Source organism: Vibrio tubiashii ATCC 19109 (assembly GCF_000772105.1).
In the GTDB taxonomy this organism is placed as follows: Bacteria; Pseudomonadota; Gammaproteobacteria; order Enterobacterales; family Vibrionaceae; genus Vibrio; species Vibrio tubiashii.
Window position 1 is genome coordinate 1008169 of the sequence record NZ_CP009354.1, and the last position, 15706, is coordinate 1023874.

General features: G+C 44.6%; 18 protein-coding genes. 14 read left to right on the plus strand and 4 right to left on the minus strand.

Annotated features, from left to right (window positions below; genetic code table 11):
• The first annotated feature begins 3 nt into the window (after window positions 1–3).
• The 14 genes from IX91_RS04625 to IX91_RS04690 all read left to right on the plus strand — a co-directional run bounded on the left by IX91_RS04625 (window position 4) and on the right by IX91_RS04690 (window position 10877).
• Window positions 4–780, plus strand: coding sequence for a ParA family protein (locus IX91_RS04625; protein WP_004748642.1), 777 nt, complete (start codon window positions 4–6; stop codon window positions 778–780).
• The gene (locus IX91_RS04630) at window positions 773–1795 is read left to right on the plus strand and encodes a chemotaxis protein CheW (protein WP_004748643.1); all 1023 of its coding nucleotides are present in this window, start codon (window positions 773–775) and stop codon (window positions 1793–1795) included. The genes IX91_RS04625 and IX91_RS04630 overlap by 8 nt, the downstream gene beginning before the upstream one ends.
• 37 nt (window positions 1796–1832) lie before the next feature.
• Window positions 1833–2327: a chemotaxis protein CheW gene (locus IX91_RS04635; protein ID WP_004413313.1), complete on the plus strand. Its 495-nt coding sequence runs from the start codon at window positions 1833–1835 to the stop codon at window positions 2325–2327.
• Window positions 2327–2821, plus strand: a complete 495-nt coding sequence (locus IX91_RS04640) for a DUF2802 domain-containing protein (protein WP_004748644.1) — start codon at window positions 2327–2329, stop codon at window positions 2819–2821. The genes IX91_RS04635 and IX91_RS04640 overlap by 1 nt, the downstream gene beginning before the upstream one ends.
• Window positions 2822–3009: 188 nt before the next feature.
• Entirely contained in the window at window positions 3010–3630 is a 621-nt protein-coding gene (gene ccmA / locus IX91_RS04645) for a cytochrome c biogenesis heme-transporting ATPase CcmA (protein WP_004748645.1), read from the plus strand.
• 2 nt (window positions 3631–3632) lie between these two features.
• Window positions 3633–4301, plus strand: a complete 669-nt coding sequence (ccmB, locus tag IX91_RS04650) for a heme exporter protein CcmB (protein WP_004748646.1) — start codon at window positions 3633–3635, stop codon at window positions 4299–4301.
• 103 nt (window positions 4302–4404) lie between these two features.
• Window positions 4405–5157 carry a heme ABC transporter permease gene (locus IX91_RS04655; RefSeq protein ID WP_004748647.1) on the plus strand — a complete coding sequence of 251 codons (753 nt, stop codon included), beginning with the start codon at window positions 4405–4407 and terminating at the stop codon, window positions 5155–5157.
• 2 nt (window positions 5158–5159) lie between these two features.
• On the plus strand, window positions 5160–5366 hold the full coding sequence (gene ccmD / locus IX91_RS04660; protein WP_004748648.1) for a heme exporter protein CcmD: 207 nt from the start codon (window positions 5160–5162) through the stop codon (window positions 5364–5366).
• Window positions 5363–5848: a cytochrome c maturation protein CcmE gene (ccmE, locus tag IX91_RS04665; RefSeq protein WP_004748649.1), complete on the plus strand. Its 486-nt coding sequence runs from the start codon at window positions 5363–5365 to the stop codon at window positions 5846–5848. Before ccmD ends, ccmE begins: the two co-directional genes overlap by 4 nt.
• Window positions 5845–7803 carry a heme lyase CcmF/NrfE family subunit gene (locus IX91_RS04670; RefSeq protein ID WP_004748650.1) on the plus strand — a complete coding sequence of 653 codons (1959 nt, stop codon included), beginning with the start codon at window positions 5845–5847 and terminating at the stop codon, window positions 7801–7803. The genes ccmE and IX91_RS04670 overlap by 4 nt, the downstream gene beginning before the upstream one ends.
• Entirely contained in the window at window positions 7803–8357 is a 555-nt protein-coding gene (locus IX91_RS04675; RefSeq protein ID WP_004748651.1) for a DsbE family thiol:disulfide interchange protein, read from the plus strand. Before IX91_RS04670 ends, IX91_RS04675 begins: the two co-directional genes overlap by 1 nt.
• The gene (locus IX91_RS04680; protein WP_004748652.1) at window positions 8354–8839 is read left to right on the plus strand and encodes a cytochrome c-type biogenesis protein; all 486 of its coding nucleotides are present in this window, start codon (window positions 8354–8356) and stop codon (window positions 8837–8839) included. Before IX91_RS04675 ends, IX91_RS04680 begins: the two co-directional genes overlap by 4 nt.
• Window positions 8839–10056: a c-type cytochrome biogenesis protein CcmI gene (gene ccmI / locus IX91_RS04685; protein ID WP_004748653.1), complete on the plus strand. Its 1218-nt coding sequence runs from the start codon at window positions 8839–8841 to the stop codon at window positions 10054–10056. The genes IX91_RS04680 and ccmI overlap by 1 nt, the downstream gene beginning before the upstream one ends.
• A 65-nt stretch (window positions 10057–10121) precedes the next feature.
• The gene (locus tag IX91_RS04690) at window positions 10122–10877 is read left to right on the plus strand and encodes an MlaA family lipoprotein (protein ID WP_004748654.1); all 756 of its coding nucleotides are present in this window, start codon (window positions 10122–10124) and stop codon (window positions 10875–10877) included.
• A 71-nt stretch (window positions 10878–10948) separates the two neighbouring features.
• Here IX91_RS04690 and IX91_RS04695 read toward each other — a convergent pair whose 3' ends face one another.
• The 4 genes from IX91_RS04695 to IX91_RS04710 form a co-directional block, all read right to left on the minus strand.
• Entirely contained in the window at window positions 10949–12223 is a 1275-nt protein-coding gene (locus IX91_RS04695) for an outer membrane protein transport protein (protein WP_004748655.1), read from the minus strand.
• 329 nt (window positions 12224–12552) lie between these two features.
• Window positions 12553–13869, minus strand: coding sequence for an outer membrane protein transport protein (locus IX91_RS04700; RefSeq protein WP_004748656.1), 1317 nt, complete (start codon window positions 13867–13869; stop codon window positions 12553–12555).
• Between the two features lie 266 nt (window positions 13870–14135).
• Window positions 14136–14864 (minus strand): DUF3379 domain-containing protein, encoded by a 729-nt coding sequence (locus IX91_RS04705; protein ID WP_004748657.1) that lies wholly within the window; start codon window positions 14862–14864, stop codon window positions 14136–14138.
• Window positions 14857–15363, minus strand: coding sequence for a sigma-70 family RNA polymerase sigma factor (locus IX91_RS04710; RefSeq protein ID WP_253649379.1), 507 nt, complete (start codon window positions 15361–15363; stop codon window positions 14857–14859). The genes IX91_RS04705 and IX91_RS04710 overlap by 8 nt, the downstream gene beginning before the upstream one ends.
• Window positions 15364–15706: the final 343 nt, after the last annotated feature.

Genomic DNA, 15706 nt, shown 5'->3' on the forward strand with positions numbered 1-15706 from the left:
ACCATGATTGTTTGGAGCATCGCAAACCAAAAAGGTGGGGTTGGAAAAACCACTACGACGATTACTTTAGCTGGATTGCTAAGTAAGCAAGGTAAGCGAGTTTTATTGGTGGATACCGACCCTCATGCTTCGTTGACGACTTATCTAGGCTATGACTCTGACAACGTACCAGCGAGTTTGTTTGATCTTTTCCAGCTTAAGGAATATACCGAGCAAACCGTGATGCCACTTGTGATGCAATCTGATATCGAAGGGATCGATTTGATCCCTGCGCATATGTCACTAGCGACACTAGACAGAGTGATGGGCAACCGAAGTGGTATGGGATTAATTCTCAAACGTGCGTTGATGGCAATTAAACAGCGCTACGATTATGTTTTGATCGATTGTCCACCGATTCTCGGCGTAATGATGGTCAACGCGTTGGCCGCAAGTGATCGAATATTGATACCAGTTCAGACAGAATTCTTGGCGATGAAAGGTCTTGAGCGAATGATCCGCACCTTGGCTATCATGCAGAAGTCACGCAATAAATCGTTCAATGTCACGATTGTTCCGACGATGTACGATAAGCGAACAAGAGCGTCGTTGCAGACCTTGCAACAGCTTAAGAAAGATTACCCTAGTCAGGTGTGGTCATCTGCGGTACCGATCGATACTAAATTTAGAGATGCGAGTTTAAAACATTTACCTGTATCTCATTTTGCATCGGGTAGTCGCGGCGTCTTTGCATATAAGCAGTTGTTGATTTATCTAGAGAGGTTAGCGATAGATGACTAACCAATCTTTGCTTTCAAGTGAACAAGCGTTAGATGATTACTTCTCTGCTTTGTTAGAGGAGTCACTTGAAGCAGAAGTCAACGAGCTCGACCAAGAGCAAGCTCCTGAACTGGAGTTGGTTGCTGAAGCTCACGATGAACATGGCGAACATCAGCTTGAACCTATGGTTCAGTCAGTGGCTGAGAAGAGCTACTACCAAGCGCCAACAACAGAAGTCGAAGTACCCAATTTAGAAGATGTCGAGCGTCTTCTAGAGCAGTTAGAAAGCACCAACCCAGTTGCAGAGCTTGAACTGGAAGAGGTGATGGAGCAAAACACGGTTGATATCGCTCAAGTTCAGACTCAAACTGCCGTTGAAGAGATACAAGACTGGGTGGTTGATGAACCTGAAGTATTGGTCGAAGAGCCTGAACTTAAGGTCGAAGTTCCCGATCTTGATGAAGTCATCACTGAACCAGCGATTGCTGAGCCTGAAGTAGAAATCGATACCAGCATCGAAACCGAGCCAAGTCTAGAGACACAAACCGGTGGCAGCGATATTGGCGTTTGGCACTCAACGCAAAGGGATGTCGACTTTCAAGTGCTCTATTTTGATGTCAATAGCGTGACGTTTGCAGTTCCGCTTGATGAGCTTGGTGGTATCCATAGAATCGCTGAACTTAACCATTTAATCGGTCGCCCAGATTGGTACTTAGGTTTACAAACCAGTCGTGAAGCTCAGCTTGATGTCGTTGACACAGCTAAGTGGGTGATGGCAGAGAAGCTGCAAGATGACAGTTATAAAGAGCAGTACCAGTATATTGTCATGCTAGGTGCAAGCATGTGGGGCTTGGCTTCCACGCAGTTAATGGGTACTGAAGCATTAAATCCAGAAATGGTACGCTGGCGAGAAACGGCAGGGAAACGCCCTTGGCTTGCTGGTATGGTAAAAGAAAAAATGTGTGCTTTGATCCACGTTGAAGCATTGATAGCTATGCTTAATGCAGGACTTGATGTTAAAGCATTAGATAAATAGAACATTTGTGCCGATTTTGGCTTAGAGAGGATAAGGTATGTCTCAAACAAATGAAGTAGAAGTAAGAAAAGAGCAGTCGAACGACGAAGTGCTTCAGTGGGTGACGTTCCAGCTAGAAGAAGAAACTTATGGCATCAATGTAATGCAGGTTCGCGAAGTACTTCGTTACACTGAAATTGCGCCAGTTCCTGGAGCACCAGACTACGTACTTGGCATCATCAACCTGCGTGGTAATGTCGTGACGGTTATCGATACACGTTCGCGCTTTGGTTTGATGGAAGGTGAAATCACTGATAATACTCGTATCATCGTGATCGAGTCTGAACACCAAGTGATCGGTATTCTAGTTGATAGCGTTGCAGAAGTTGTTTACCTACGTTCATCAGAAATCGATACCACACCGAGTGTGGGTACCGATGAGAGTGCTAAGTTTATCCAAGGTGTTAGTAACCGTGATGGTAAGCTACTTATCTTGGTTGACCTTAACAAGCTACTGACTGATGAAGAGTGGGATGAGATGGCTCACCTATAATGGACAGTAGTTGGATGACCAGTGCTCCAGTTATGGCTGGAGCAGTCGCGTTAGTTTTTTTGTTTATCTGCTTAGCCTTGTTTCGTCTTAAACGAGGTCAGATTCGTTCAGCAGAACATTTACGCCAACAAAATCGTCATCTAGACAAAGAGCTACAAAAAGCGAATAAACAATTACTTGAAGTACGCTCAGTGGTTGTTGGGCTTGGTCAAAAGGTCAGTGAACAGCAAGATATCATTCAGCATTTAAATGAGCGCATTACAGAACTAGAACAAGCTGATAGTGATGGTCGCCTATACTCAAGGGCAAGCAAGATGGTTCAGCTAGGTGCTGACGTCAACGAGCTTATTCAAGAGTGTGAGTTACCAAAGGCCGAAGCTGAGCTGATGATGTCTTTGCAAAACAAAATCTCTGGTAAAGAGAAAGTCCCTCCTCTAGAAACTCGTCCTCCACAGCAAAAATTTGCTGCAAAAAAACGAAGTGCCAAAAGATAGGTTGCATAAAAAGTGTCTTCGGGCACTTTTTTATTTTTGAATGTAACCATTTAGTGGTAGTTAATAAGATTTATGTTTGATTATTAACAGATTCTTACTTAGTTTCGTGATTCGTATAGGTCTAATTCTATTTTGTGGTTAAAAGGCTGTGGTAAGATACTAGCTCGAAGTTTATCTAGTGATAGCAAATGTTAGAAGTATCTCAACTGACAGCAATAAGAGATGAAAGAATTCTCTTTGAATCCCTTTCTTTTACCATAGATTCTGGTGAATTAGTTCAAGTCGAAGGACGTAACGGAACAGGTAAAACAACGCTACTGCGCATCATCACTGGGCTTGGTGATCGCGACAATGGTGAGATTTACTGGAACGGTGAGAACATAGAATCCAACCGAGATGCTTTCCACCAAGACCTCCTGTTCCTTGGTCATCAAACCGGTGTGAAACGTGAGCTTACCGCTTATGAAAATTTGCGTTTCTATTTAAGTATCCATTCACGTAAGCCTGTCGACAAGCAAACCATTTATAACGCATTAACTAAGGTAGGGCTTGCAGGTCGTGAAGATGTACCCGTGGCTCAGTTATCTGCAGGGCAGCAGCGTCGAGTCGCTTTAGCACGTTTGTGGCTAAGTGATCACAAATTGTGGATTCTTGACGAGCCTTTGACTGCAATTGATAAGCAAGGTGTGAAAGTGCTTGAGTCGCTGTTTCTTCAGCACGCAGAAAACGGTGGCATTGTCATGCTTACCACGCACCAAGATATGTTTGCGGATAACCCTAAACTCAGAAAAATTAAACTAGGTAACTAATCATGCTCGGCACCATAAATAGTATTATCAGACGCGAGCTGCTGATTGCCTTTCGTCGCCAAGCCGATATTTTTAACCCTCTGTGGTTTTTTATTATTGTTATTACGCTGTTTCCATTGAGTATTGGTCCAGAGCCCAACTTGCTGGCTAGGATCGCGGCGGGGATTGTTTGGGTTGCAGCGCTACTCTCTGCTTTATTGTCTCTTGAACGTCTGTTTCGTGATGACTTTCAAGATGGCGCATTGGAACAGATGATGTTGATGCCTGTCCCATTGCCGGTAGTGGTCATTTCAAAAGTGATTGCGCACTGGCTTTTGACAGGTTTGCCATTGATTCTGATAAGCCCACTGTTGTCCATATTGCTGTCTTTAGATTTCAATACTTGGTTAGCCGTGGTACTGACGCTACTCGTCGGCACACCAACGCTCAGCTTTATTGGGGCTATTGGTGTTGCACTGACAGTAGGGTTACAAAAAGGGGGCGTGTTGCTTAGTTTGCTCGTTTTGCCGCTGTATATCCCAATTTTGATTTTTGCGACGTCGGCGATTGATGCTGCGTCACTTGGGATGGCGTACAACGGACAGTTAGCAATTCTTGGCGCTATGTTTATGGGGGCGATGACCCTTACGCCGTTTGCAATTAGTGCTGCACTGCGAGTAAGTGTCAATTAGTTGTTTTTGATCAAGCACGAAAAATCCCCTTTCTATAAATTACAAAACTAATAATTGTTTAACGAAAAAGTTAAACGAACTTGAAGTAAGAGTGAGAACGACGATGTGGAAATGGCTCCATCCTTATGCCAAGCCCGAATCAGCCTACCAGCTTTGCGGTAAGCTTTTGCCCTGGTTCTCTGTACTGGCGCTGGTGTGTTTAACCGTCGGCACAGTATGGGGGTTAGCTTTCGCACCTTCTGATTATCAGCAAGGCGATAGCTTTCGAATCATCTATATTCATGTGCCTTCTGCTATTTGGTCTATGGGCGTTTATATGTCTATGGCTATCGCAGCTTTCATTGGTATCGTCTGGCAAGTTCGTTTGTCAGATATGGCAGCGTCTGCCATGGCACCTATTGGTGCGGTCTACACCTTTATTGCGCTACTAACTGGCGCGATCTGGGGTAAACCAATGTGGGGTACATGGTGGGTATGGGATGCGCGTTTAACTTCTGAGCTTATCCTTCTTTTCCTCTACTTGGGTGTTATTGCTCTTTACCATGCCTTTGATGACCAAAAAACAGCGGCAAAAGCGGCGGGTATTTTGGCAATCGTTGGTGTGGTGAACTTACCTATCATTCACTTCTCTGTAGAGTGGTGGAACACTCTTCACCAAGGCGCAACCATTACTAAGTTTGAGAAACCATCTATCTCAAGCAATATGTTGTGGCCTTTGCTACTGAACATTTTTGGCTTCGCTTTCTTCTTTGCCTCCGTCACCATGATTCGTTTCCGTAACGAAATTATTAGTAAAGAGAGCCATCGCCCTTGGGTGATCAAGTTAGCAGCAGATAAGTCTCAGAGAGGGAGTTAAACATGCATTTTGAATCTTTGAGTGATTTCTTTGCCATGGGCGGCTATGCCGGTTATGTCTGGACAGCATTTGGTGTCACGTTCGGTGTGATGATTGTCTTGTTAGTATTGAGTGTGAGAAGAGGTCAATCTCTCCTCGGCGAGGTACAAGCGAAAATAGACAGACAAGCTCGAATTGATGCGGCGAAAAATTTGGAGAACACATTATGAACCCAAGACGTAAAAAGAGGCTCGGCATTGTTCTTGCGATCTTTATCGGTATCAGTGCCACGATTGGTTTGATGCTATATGCATTGAACCAGAATATGGACCTTTTCTATACTCCGACAGAGCTTGTGAATGGTAAACCTGATGGGACTAAACCTGAGGTCGGTCAGCGCCTTCGCATTGGTGGTATGGTTGTGGTTGGCTCTGTTAAGCGTGACTCTGAGTCTCTACGTGTGTCGTTCGACTTGCATGATGTCGGTCCAACAGTAACGATTGTTTACGACGGCATTCTTCCAGATTTGTTCCGTGAAGGGCAGGGTATTGTTGCTCAGGGCGTGTTAAAAGATGCGACTACAGTTGAAGCTTTTGAAGTATTGGCTAAGCACGATGAAGAGTACATGCCGCCAGAAATCGCAGAAGCAATGAAGAAAACCCATGAACCATTGCAATACTCAGAACAACAAAAACAAGGAAGCGGTCAATGATTGCTGAAATTGGTCACTTTGCACTGATCATCTCACTGGCATTAGCAGTATTGCTAAGTATTCTGCCTTTGGTTGGTGCTTCTAAAAACAACACTTTACTTATGAACAGCGCCAGACCTTTGTCTTGGGGCATGTTCTTGCTACTTGCCGTTTCATTTGCAATCTTGCTATGGGCTTTCTATACCAACGACTTTACGCTTAACTATGTTGCGAGCAACTCTAATAGCCAGTTGCCGTGGTATTACCGTCTAACCGCGGTTTGGGGCGCGCATGAAGGCTCATTGTTACTTTGGGTATTGATCCAAGCTGCATGGACGGTCGCGGTTGCGACGTTCAGTCGTGGTATGCCACAAGAATCGGTTGCACGTGTACTTGCCGTTATGGGCATGATCACAGTAGGTTTCCTACTGTTTATCATCCTTACGTCGAACCCATTCCTGCGTACTTTACCGTTCTTCCCGGTTGATGGTCGCGATCTAAACCCATTGCTCCAAGACCCGGGCTTAATCATTCACCCGCCAATGCTCTATATGGGTTATGTTGGCTTCTCGGTCGCTTTCTCATTTGCAATTGCTTCTCTGATGACAGGTCGTTTGGATACTGCATGGGCACGCTGGTCTCGTCCTTGGACAACGGCCGCTTGGCTATTCCTAACTTTAGGTATCGCGCTTGGCTCTTGGTGGGCGTATTACGAGCTTGGCTGGGGTGGCTGGTGGTTCTGGGATCCAGTAGAAAACGCCTCATTTATGCCTTGGCTTGCGGGTACCGCCTTGATGCACTCTTTAGCGGTTACCGAAAAACGCGGTACATTTAAAGCGTGGACAGTACTATTGGCTATCTCCGCGTTCTCGCTGAGTTTGTTAGGCACCTTCTTGGTACGTTCAGGTATTTTAGTATCGGTACACGCGTTTGCTTCCGATCCATCGCGAGGCATGTTTATCCTTGGCTTCCTAGTCTTTGTTATTGGCGGCTCATTACTTCTATTCGCACTAAAAGGTGCATCGGTAAGAGTACGTGGTAATTTTGACCTAGTGTCACGTGAAAACGCGTTGTTGGCTAACAACGTTCTATTGATTGCTGCGCTTGTGGTAGTGCTAGTTGGTACACTTCTACCTCTTGTACACAAGCAGATTGGTTTAGGCTCCGTATCCATCGGTGCGCCATTCTTTGACATGCTATTTGCGTGGTTGATGATCCCATTTGCATTCCTATTGGGTATCGGTCCGCTTATCCGTTGGAAGCGTGACAACCTATCAGCGCTTAAGAAGCCAATGCTAATTTCAGGTGTTATCTCACTGGTATTGGCGGGTGTGTTTGTGACTATCTTCTCTGAACACTTCCTATTTATGGCTTACCTAGGTTGGGTAATGTCTCTGTGGATTATCTGCTTACACGCTTTTGAATTGTACGAGCGCGCGACCCACCGCCATCCATTTATGGAAGGTGTTAAAAAGCTACAACGCAGTCACTGGGCAATGATGTTAGGCCATCTAGGTTTAGCGGTGAGTGTTATTGGCATTGCGATGGTGCAAAACTACAGTATTGAGCGTGATGTTCGTTTAGCGCCAGGTGAACATATCCAGATTCAAGGCTACGATTTCCATTTTGAAGGTCTTCGTGACAAAGATGGTCCAAACTATGATGGTTACATCGCGGACTTTAAGATCACGCGAGATGGTAAATACGTCAACACCCTGCATGCAGAGAAACGTTTTTACACCACAGCGCGTTCTATGATGACGGAAGCGGCCATTGATCGTGGTGTCACTCGTGACTTGTACATTGCAATGGGTGAGCGCCTTGATGACAACAAATCATGGGCGGTGCGTATTTACCACAAACCGTTTGTTCGCTGGATTTGGGCTGGGTCATTGTTGATGGCACTCGGTGGTGCAATCGCAATCAGTGACAAGCGCTACCGCTTTAGAAAAAGTGCTAAAAAGCAGGAGGCATAATGAATAAGAAGTTTTTATTTATCCCCTTAGTGGCATTTTTGGGCTTGGTCGCAGTCTTTGCGACCCAGCTAGTGAAAAACCAACATGGTGACGATCCAACGAAACTTGAGTCAGTTTTAGTGGGTAAAGAGGTGCCTGAGTTTCGTTTAGAAGATTTAGCCGAACCGGGTAAGCTTTACGACCAAGCGATCTTTAAAGGTGAGCCGCTATTGCTTAATGTGTGGGCGACTTGGTGTCCGACCTGTTATGCCGAGCACCAATACCTAAATGAACTGGCAGACCAAGGCGTCAAAATCATCGGCCTGAACTACAAAGATCAGCGCGATAAAGCCGTTGGTTGGTTGACTGATCTCGGTAACCCTTACCTGATTAGTTTGTTCGATGGCAATGGTATGCTAGGCCTAGACTTGGGTGTTTATGGCGCGCCAGAGACCTTCCTTATCGATGCCAACGGAATTATTCGTTACCGTCACGTCGGTGATGTTAATGATCGCAACTGGAATGAAACGCTTAAGCCGATGTACGAAGCGATGCTAGCGGAGGCGAAATCATGAAGAAATGGATGATTGCGCTAGTGGCTAGCTTAAGCTTTGCAATGTCAGCGCAAGCAGCGATTGAAATTCACGAGTTCGATTCTTTAGAGCAAGAGCTTCAGTTTAAAGAGCTCGGCGATACACTGCGCTGCCCTAAGTGTCAGAACAACACCATTGCTGATTCCAACGCTGAACTTGCGGTCGATTTGCGTGAAAAAGTCTATGAAATGACCAAAGAGGGTAAATCAAAGCAAGAGATCATTGATTATATGATTGCTCGCTACGGCAACTTCGTTACCTACAATCCGCCATTCACGATTGCGACGTCTATCTTATGGCTTGGTCCGATTGCTGTCGTGCTGTTTGGGTTTGGATTTATCCTAGTTCGTAGTCGAAAACGCAAAGTAGACGTTACAGAAGACGACGAACAGCAGTGGGATTCAGAAAAAGAAGCACGCCTAAAAGCGTTGCTTGATGAAAAGAATGATGGAGATAAGCAGTAATGACACTATTTTGGATAGCTTCTGTCATTCTAGTTGCGGTGAGCGTTTTGCTGATTGCACTACCTTTTATCAAGAAGAAATCAAACAACGATGAGCAGCTTCGTGACGAACTCAATAAAGCGTTTTACAAAGACCGCTTAGAAGAGCTAGAAGAAGAGACAGATGAAGGCTTAGTTGAAGACCAACAAGAGTTAATCGAAGATCTTAAACAGTCGTTGCTTGACGATATTCCAAGCCAAGAGAAGCAAAAGCAAGAGAGCAGCATCTCTGCAATGGCTGTGCTTGTTCCTTCAACACTACTGGTCATTGGTCTATCTTATGGCTTGTACTTCAAGTTTGGCGCGTCTGAAGATGTGCAGCAGTGGCAAGAAGTTAGTGCTAACTTACCTGCGTTATCTAAAAAGCTAATGTCACCAGATGGGACGGCTCTTAGTGATGATGAAATGCAGGATCTTACTCTAGCGCTACGTACACGTCTTCACTATCAACCAGATGATTCAACTGGCTGGCTATTACTAGGTCGTATTGCATTGGCTAACCGCGATGTCGCCACAGCAGTGGGTGCGATGAAGAAGGCATACAACCTTGAGTCGGACAATCCTGATGTGATGTTGGGCTATGCTCAAGCGCTAATGCTATCGCAAGACGATACCGATCAAGATAAGGCTCGCCGTTTACTAGGTCAGCTAGTACAGCAAGATTATGTTGATTTGCGAGTATTCTCACTTTTGGCATTTGATGCGTATGAGCGAAAAGATTATCCTGCAGCGGTCCGTTACTGGAGTGTTATGCAGCAAATGATTGGCCCGAAAGATAGCCGTTACGAAATGCTATCTAGAAGTATCGAGAACGCGCAGAAACAAATGGGTCAGCAAGTCGGTACAGGTAAATCTGTATCTGTAAGCATCACACTAGGTGATGCGGTTAAGGCCGATCCTAACGCTTCTCTGATTGTTTCGGTACATACTGCAGATGGTTCACCAATGCCAGTAGCAGCAGCGAGATACCCGCTTGGAACTTTCCCACGTACCGTTGTCTTAGATGATGGCAATAGCATGATAGAAGATAGAAAGCTCTCTTCTCTTGAATCTTTGATGGTACGCGTACGTATAGACAGTGATGGTAACGTTGCAACCAAACAAGGGGACTGGTTTGGTGAGAGCGAAGCCGTTAGAATGGGCGAACCAGTTGAAGTTATGATTGATAGTCAATATTAATAGTTATTGATTATGAGTTGACGAAGGCCGGTAACATTACCGGCCTTTTTTATGGATTGATAATAATGAGAAAAATAAAGCCGCAGATATGGATATTGTTGCTATCCCTTGGGTTGGCCGGGTGTGCGTCAGCGCCCGAAGACGAATCTGCATTCAGCGAAACCGATGTTTATGACCCTATGGAGAGTTTTAACCGCTCTATGTGGACATTCAACTATGACTATCTGGATCCATACTTAGTTAGGCCAGTTTCTCTGGCTTACGTAAATTATGTGCCTTCGCCAATTCGAACCGGTATCAGCAATTTTTTAGGTAACCTCGATGAGCCATCGAGCATGGTCAACAATCTGATTATGGGTAATGGCGAAAAGGCGCTCGATCACTTCAATCGCTTTTGGATCAACTCCACTATCGGTGTTGGGGGGTTAATCGATATTGCCTCTGAGGCAGGCATTACTGATCACAATGAGAAATCATTTAGTGATGCAATCGGGCACTATGGCGTTGGCAATGGTCCTTACGTGATGGTACCAGGTTATGGACCTTGGACAGTACGAGAGGCGACTGATACCGTTGATAAGATGTATGTACCACTCTCTTTCCTTAACTTCTGGGCAGGTTTAGGTAAGTGGGCATTGGAGGGGATGGAAACTCGCGCCGCTTTAGTCAATCAAGAAGCTCTACTCGACAATTCTCCTGACCCGTATGCAGTGGCTCGTGATGCTTATCTTCAGCGTCAAGACTACAATGCGGAGATAGAGAAAGATGATTACAATCATGAAGAAGAAGAATACTTGGACGAGTATTTAGAAGAGTTTTAATCGTCGATAGATTGTTAGAAGAAAGGCTTGGGTTAAACCAAGCCTTTTTGCTTTCTATAGTATTCTTTTGATTAGAAAGTGTAGTTCGCTTGTAGACCGATTAGCCATACATCACCTGAAACTTCGCCATTGAATGCGCCACCAATTGCAGCAGCTGTTTGGTCAGACGCATCGCGAGGTTCGTTAATCGGTGCATCTTTAGCGATGATGTATGTAAAGCCTGCATCAAACGTAAGAGCCTTAGTCGCTTGGTAAGTTGCACCTAAACTCAGCCATGTACGATCAGTTTCTGGAATGGTAGCAGTACGGTTTTTATCTGATACAGCTGACATATCGTAAGCAATGCCAGAACGTAGCGCTAGCTTCGAATCTAGCTGATAGGTGGTACCCAAAGCAAAGCGGTAGTTGTCTTCCCAGTTTTCAGATTTAATTAGGTCAGAGCTACCATCGTTAAACTGAGCATTGAGTTCTTTAAAAGAGCTCCAGTCTGTCCAGTTAATACTTGCATGAATGGCAAGTTGCTCAGACAGTTGGTGAAAACTTGCAATCTCGGCAGTCGCAGGAAGAGCGATTGCTAGCTTACCCGGCTTGTGGTTTCCGAAAGTCAGACCCTTCGCGTAGCCTTCGAAGTCCATCATCACTTCTGATTTATAAGCAAAACCTAGGCGGTGAGCATCATTGATCTGCCAAGCCGTGCCGACTTGCCAACCCCAAGAGGTATCGTCACCTTCCATATATTTTAGTGTTGTACCTTTTGAAAGGTTTAGAGCATTCTTACTTGGAGCAGTTGCACCGAAGCTACCTTCACCCATAACATAGCGAACGCCACCACCCACACTCACGTCGTCATTCAGTTTGTAAGCTAGGTTTAGGTTCGCTTCCATTGTAGTAATGCTGGCTTCGTTACCAAAATGAGAGGCCGCGAAATCAGTGCCTAAATTGGTTTCCATACCGTAGTTAGTTCCTAAAGCGAAACCAACAGCCAGTTTGTCTGAGTAGCGATGAGAAATGTATAGGTTTGGAATGATTGCATCGTTAGCAAAATCGTTCGCCGAAGCTGAGGTACTTCCTAGTGCCTGATGAGATACTTGGCCATTAACATCGATGTTCGGGTTTACATAAATCGCACCAGTAGAGATTTGCGTACCTTCTAGGTAAGTCAGCATGGCAGGGTTGCGCCACTGTGCACTTGCGTTGTCTGCCATCGCAGCTTCACCAGCGTAAGCACGGCCTAGACCTGTTGCTGAGTATTCTGCTAGCTGAAAGCCTGCTGCGTTTACGCTTGAAGAGGTAGCCACTAGGCCACATGCAACAGCAAGTGATAGAAGAGTCTTATTCGTTTTCATTGTAATGTTCGCTGAACTGATTGTATTTGTGTCGAGCGATCATAGAGTTAGAGCTATTACTTTAAAAATTAAAAACACTGTACCGATGCTTTTTGGAGTTTTATATAGATATTGTGGGTATTTATAGATATTAATACTGGATGTTAACTTAATGTTTTGATTTTTCAGCGAACATTTGTAGCGCCAATACCGATTATAGAGTACGCGTGTAAGCTAAAACTTGGGGAATAGCAAAGCCAAACGAATTGAAGAAACGCAGATTTAAAGTGATGTACCAAAAGAAAAAGGCCAGCGAATGCTGACCTTTGGGTTTGTATTGTAAGCTTAGCTTAGAATTTGTGCGTGTATTGAACACCAAATAGCATCGCTGTTGCTTTGGTTGTAGTATCGAGCTTAACAGTGCTAATCGTATCATTAACTTGCTTGTCTTTACCTACTAGGTAAGTGAAGCCTAAGTCAAGTGCTTGGTCTTTGTTGATGTGGTATGTTGCACCCGCAGAGAACCATTGACGATCTGAATCAGGTACAGATACCGAAGTTAGCTCATCTTGTACGCCTTCATCAAACATGTAGCCTACGCGCGCTTCCCAGTTTTCATTGACGTAGTAAGTACCACCGATTGAGTAGTGGAAAGTGTCTTTCCATTTGTACTCTTTGATCTCAGTACCATTAGTTGTTGCTAGGCGGTCAAATGCACTCCAACCGATCCACTGCACGCTGTAGTGTACTGCAAATTTAGTATCTTCAATGCGGTGGTAACCAGAGAACTCAAACATATCAGGCAGTGGGATCTTTAGATCACCAATATTTGACTGGGTATTGTAAGTCACAGTACCACTTACTTCTTTTTCTGGGCTGTAGTGGTAGCTTAAACCGAAACGGTTATTTTCATCCAATTCAAACACAGTGCCTAGGTTGAAGCCAACTGCCCAACCTGATGCATCAATATCCATTAGTTGTTGAGTACTTGTAGTTCCTGTCGGTGTTGTACCCGCGAGCACATTCATTTCTGACTGGCGCTTCAGCTCACCTTCACCATAGATGATATCAAGGCCGCCACCTACACTCCATTGCTCGTTGATACGATACGAACCAAGTAAGGCAATGTTTGTAGTGGTTACGTTAGTAACACCACCAAATCCGTCCGCACCAGGCACCACAACTGGTTCTGCGCCACCTGTGATAACAGTGCCAGTGCCTTTGCCCCAGTTACTATCAAACTCGTTGGTAGTACCAAAGTTAGAGTAAATACCTAGGCCAACAGCAAACTGCTCATTTACTGGATGAACAATGTATAGGTTTGGAACAACAGATGTTGCGTCATTTGTTGTGTTGTCTAGTGAAGTTGGAGTACTACCTGGTAGTGGTGAAGTGTAAGTAGCGTCTTTGATCTCAACTTTTGAGTCAATAACGTTAAAACCAACAGAAATTTCAGTACGGTCAAATAGCGACATTGCTGCAGCGTTACGTGACATAACTGAAGCGTTATCTGCGATAACAGCATCACCTGCAAATGCACGGCCTAGGCCTGTTGCAGATTGAGAGTTAAGTTGGAAACCGGCAGCGAGAGCTTGCTGCGAAGCTAAAGTAGTAGTTGCGATTGTCACTGCTAATAGTGATTTTTTAAACAGACGCGTCTTGTTCATTTTTGCTTTTTCCTTTTTGTTCGTCTCTAAGTGGACGATAAAATTTGAGCAAAAGCTCAGTGGTGGCTGATACTAGACTCAAGTATAAGATATAGAAATCCGACCATTGCCGATCAGGGTGATAAAATTATGGAAATGATGGTTATCTGGCAGGAAAATGCTGCAAAAAACGTCTTTTTAGAGTCTTGACTCTAATTTTATGCTAAAAAAATGGCTCAAACAGATTGCTCAAGCCATGACGTGGGTCACAAATTGTTGCGATTTTGTTAAATCATCGGTTTGATGATTTTAGATATGCTTTCAGCGATCTTAGCCACATCTTCACCTTCGTCACCGACGATGATCATGCTGGTATCTCCCATTGGTTCCACAACCCCAGCCATACCGTCTTCATTAAAGTCGACCGTTTGGTTAGATGGAATCCCGGTTAAGAACAATGTGACTTTGCCTTTTTCCCCTCTGAATACCATATGTAGCGCATTGGATTTACCGAAGCCGCAGTGGTTTAAGTAATACACATGGTACGGAAAGGTTTCAGATAGTTGGTGGTCAAAAGGCATCATCTTGGCGTTGATTTGTGATGATTTGACCTGCTCATCAAGATTTTGGATAAATGGCTTCTCATCAACGACATGCTGAAGCGCCGTCGTTGCTAAGCTCGCTTGCGCTGGAGAGACAACCAGATTACTCCAATTTAGCTGGCCAACCAGCAAACCTGCCACAAAGGCTACCGAAGCTGCCATTGCCATCGCCTTGCGAGCAAAGTTTGGTCGCACAACGTTATCTCTGGTGACAGACGTCTGATTAAACAAAATCTTATCAGCCAGATCTTCAGGTACGTCGACTGCCATAGCTTTTGCAATCTGTTTGTCGAGATCGAGGACTTCATCAGCGAACTGTGCGTTTTGCTCACTTTCTTTTATTGCCGCACATATCTCACTATCTCTGTGTTTAGGATCGGACATGATGCGTCGGCGAAATTCTAATTCATCCATTTTGCTGCCCCCTATGTGTATTCTCTGAATCTAACATCTCTTTTAACTGGTTCCTCGCCCTAAACAGCCGAGTCATTACCGTATTCTTATTAAGACCGAGTATCTCGCCGATTTCTTCACCGCTGAATCCCCCCACAACTTGGAGGAACAGTGGCTCGCGATAATCCTCCTCAAGCTTCATTATCTGAGCTTGAACCCATTGAGTTTGATGGTGAGGATCGTCTGAAACCTTAGCATCGTTGCCATGGTCGTCGATATCTACCAGATCAAATTGTTTGCGCTCAAAACGGCGCGCATTTTCTCGTCTTAATATGGTGATAAGCCAAGATTTAGCCGCTTTTTCGTCTTGCAAGCTATCTAGAGATTTCCATGCACGCAGGCAAGTTTCTTGTACTAGGTCTTCTGCGATGGTTGGATCTTTACACAACCAATAGGCGTACCTGTATAAGTCTCTGTGATAGGCCCTGACGAGCGCTTCGTATTTTCTTTGTCTGTCCATATCCGAGTTGACCGGATCATTGGACTTTTTCTTTCCAAAAAAGTTGATGATTGACACAGGAGCCTCCCTCGTTGCTCTGTGATTTTATTGTTGTTGTCACTGCGACTAGCAGGGCAGTGGTACATATTCATTACTTAGCAAGCTAAAGTTATTGCTTGATTAGACGCCGCAATAAAAGCGCAGTAATTGATGTTGTGAATAGGTGAAGTGAAATATAACAGCATCTGTTAGCTAGTTTTCCACTTAAAATTGATCTATTTCAAAATCTGGCACACTCGAAAGGTTATAGTAACACCTGTCATCTAGTCGGTGTTTACACTGACAAGTTGAGCAAGATGACACT

What these genes read in the sequence shown, in the direction of transcription:
- IX91_RS04625 (WP_004748642.1), top strand. Translation starts at nt 4, where the DNA reads ATGATTGTTTGGAGCATCGCAAACCAAAAAGGTGGGGTTGGAAAAACC.
- IX91_RS04630 (WP_004748643.1), top strand. Translation starts at nt 773, where the DNA reads ATGACTAACCAATCTTTGCTTTCAAGTGAACAAGCGTTAGATGATTAC.
- IX91_RS04635 (WP_004413313.1), top strand. Translation starts at nt 1,833, where the DNA reads ATGTCTCAAACAAATGAAGTAGAAGTAAGAAAAGAGCAGTCGAACGAC.
- IX91_RS04640 (WP_004748644.1), top strand. Translation starts at nt 2,327, where the DNA reads ATGGACAGTAGTTGGATGACCAGTGCTCCAGTTATGGCTGGAGCAGTC.
- ccmA (WP_004748645.1), top strand. Translation starts at nt 3,010, where the DNA reads ATGTTAGAAGTATCTCAACTGACAGCAATAAGAGATGAAAGAATTCTC.
- ccmB (WP_004748646.1), top strand. Translation starts at nt 3,633, where the DNA reads ATGCTCGGCACCATAAATAGTATTATCAGACGCGAGCTGCTGATTGCC.
- IX91_RS04655 (WP_004748647.1), top strand. Translation starts at nt 4,405, where the DNA reads ATGTGGAAATGGCTCCATCCTTATGCCAAGCCCGAATCAGCCTACCAG.
- ccmD (WP_004748648.1), top strand. Translation starts at nt 5,160, where the DNA reads ATGCATTTTGAATCTTTGAGTGATTTCTTTGCCATGGGCGGCTATGCC.
- ccmE (WP_004748649.1), top strand. Translation starts at nt 5,363, where the DNA reads ATGAACCCAAGACGTAAAAAGAGGCTCGGCATTGTTCTTGCGATCTTT.
- IX91_RS04670 (WP_004748650.1), top strand. Translation starts at nt 5,845, where the DNA reads ATGATTGCTGAAATTGGTCACTTTGCACTGATCATCTCACTGGCATTA.
- IX91_RS04675 (WP_004748651.1), top strand. Translation starts at nt 7,803, where the DNA reads ATGAATAAGAAGTTTTTATTTATCCCCTTAGTGGCATTTTTGGGCTTG.
- IX91_RS04680 (WP_004748652.1), top strand. Translation starts at nt 8,354, where the DNA reads ATGAAGAAATGGATGATTGCGCTAGTGGCTAGCTTAAGCTTTGCAATG.
- ccmI (WP_004748653.1), top strand. Translation starts at nt 8,839, where the DNA reads ATGACACTATTTTGGATAGCTTCTGTCATTCTAGTTGCGGTGAGCGTT.
- IX91_RS04690 (WP_004748654.1), top strand. Translation starts at nt 10,122, where the DNA reads ATGAGAAAAATAAAGCCGCAGATATGGATATTGTTGCTATCCCTTGGG.
- IX91_RS04695 (WP_004748655.1), bottom strand. Translation starts at nt 12,223, where the DNA reads ATGAAAACGAATAAGACTCTTCTATCACTTGCTGTTGCATGTGGCCTA.
- IX91_RS04700 (WP_004748656.1), bottom strand. Translation starts at nt 13,869, where the DNA reads ATGAACAAGACGCGTCTGTTTAAAAAATCACTATTAGCAGTGACAATC.
- IX91_RS04705 (WP_004748657.1), bottom strand. Translation starts at nt 14,864, where the DNA reads ATGGATGAATTAGAATTTCGCCGACGCATCATGTCCGATCCTAAACAC.
- IX91_RS04710 (WP_253649379.1), bottom strand. Translation starts at nt 15,363, where the DNA reads ATGGACAGACAAAGAAAATACGAAGCGCTCGTCAGGGCCTATCACAGA.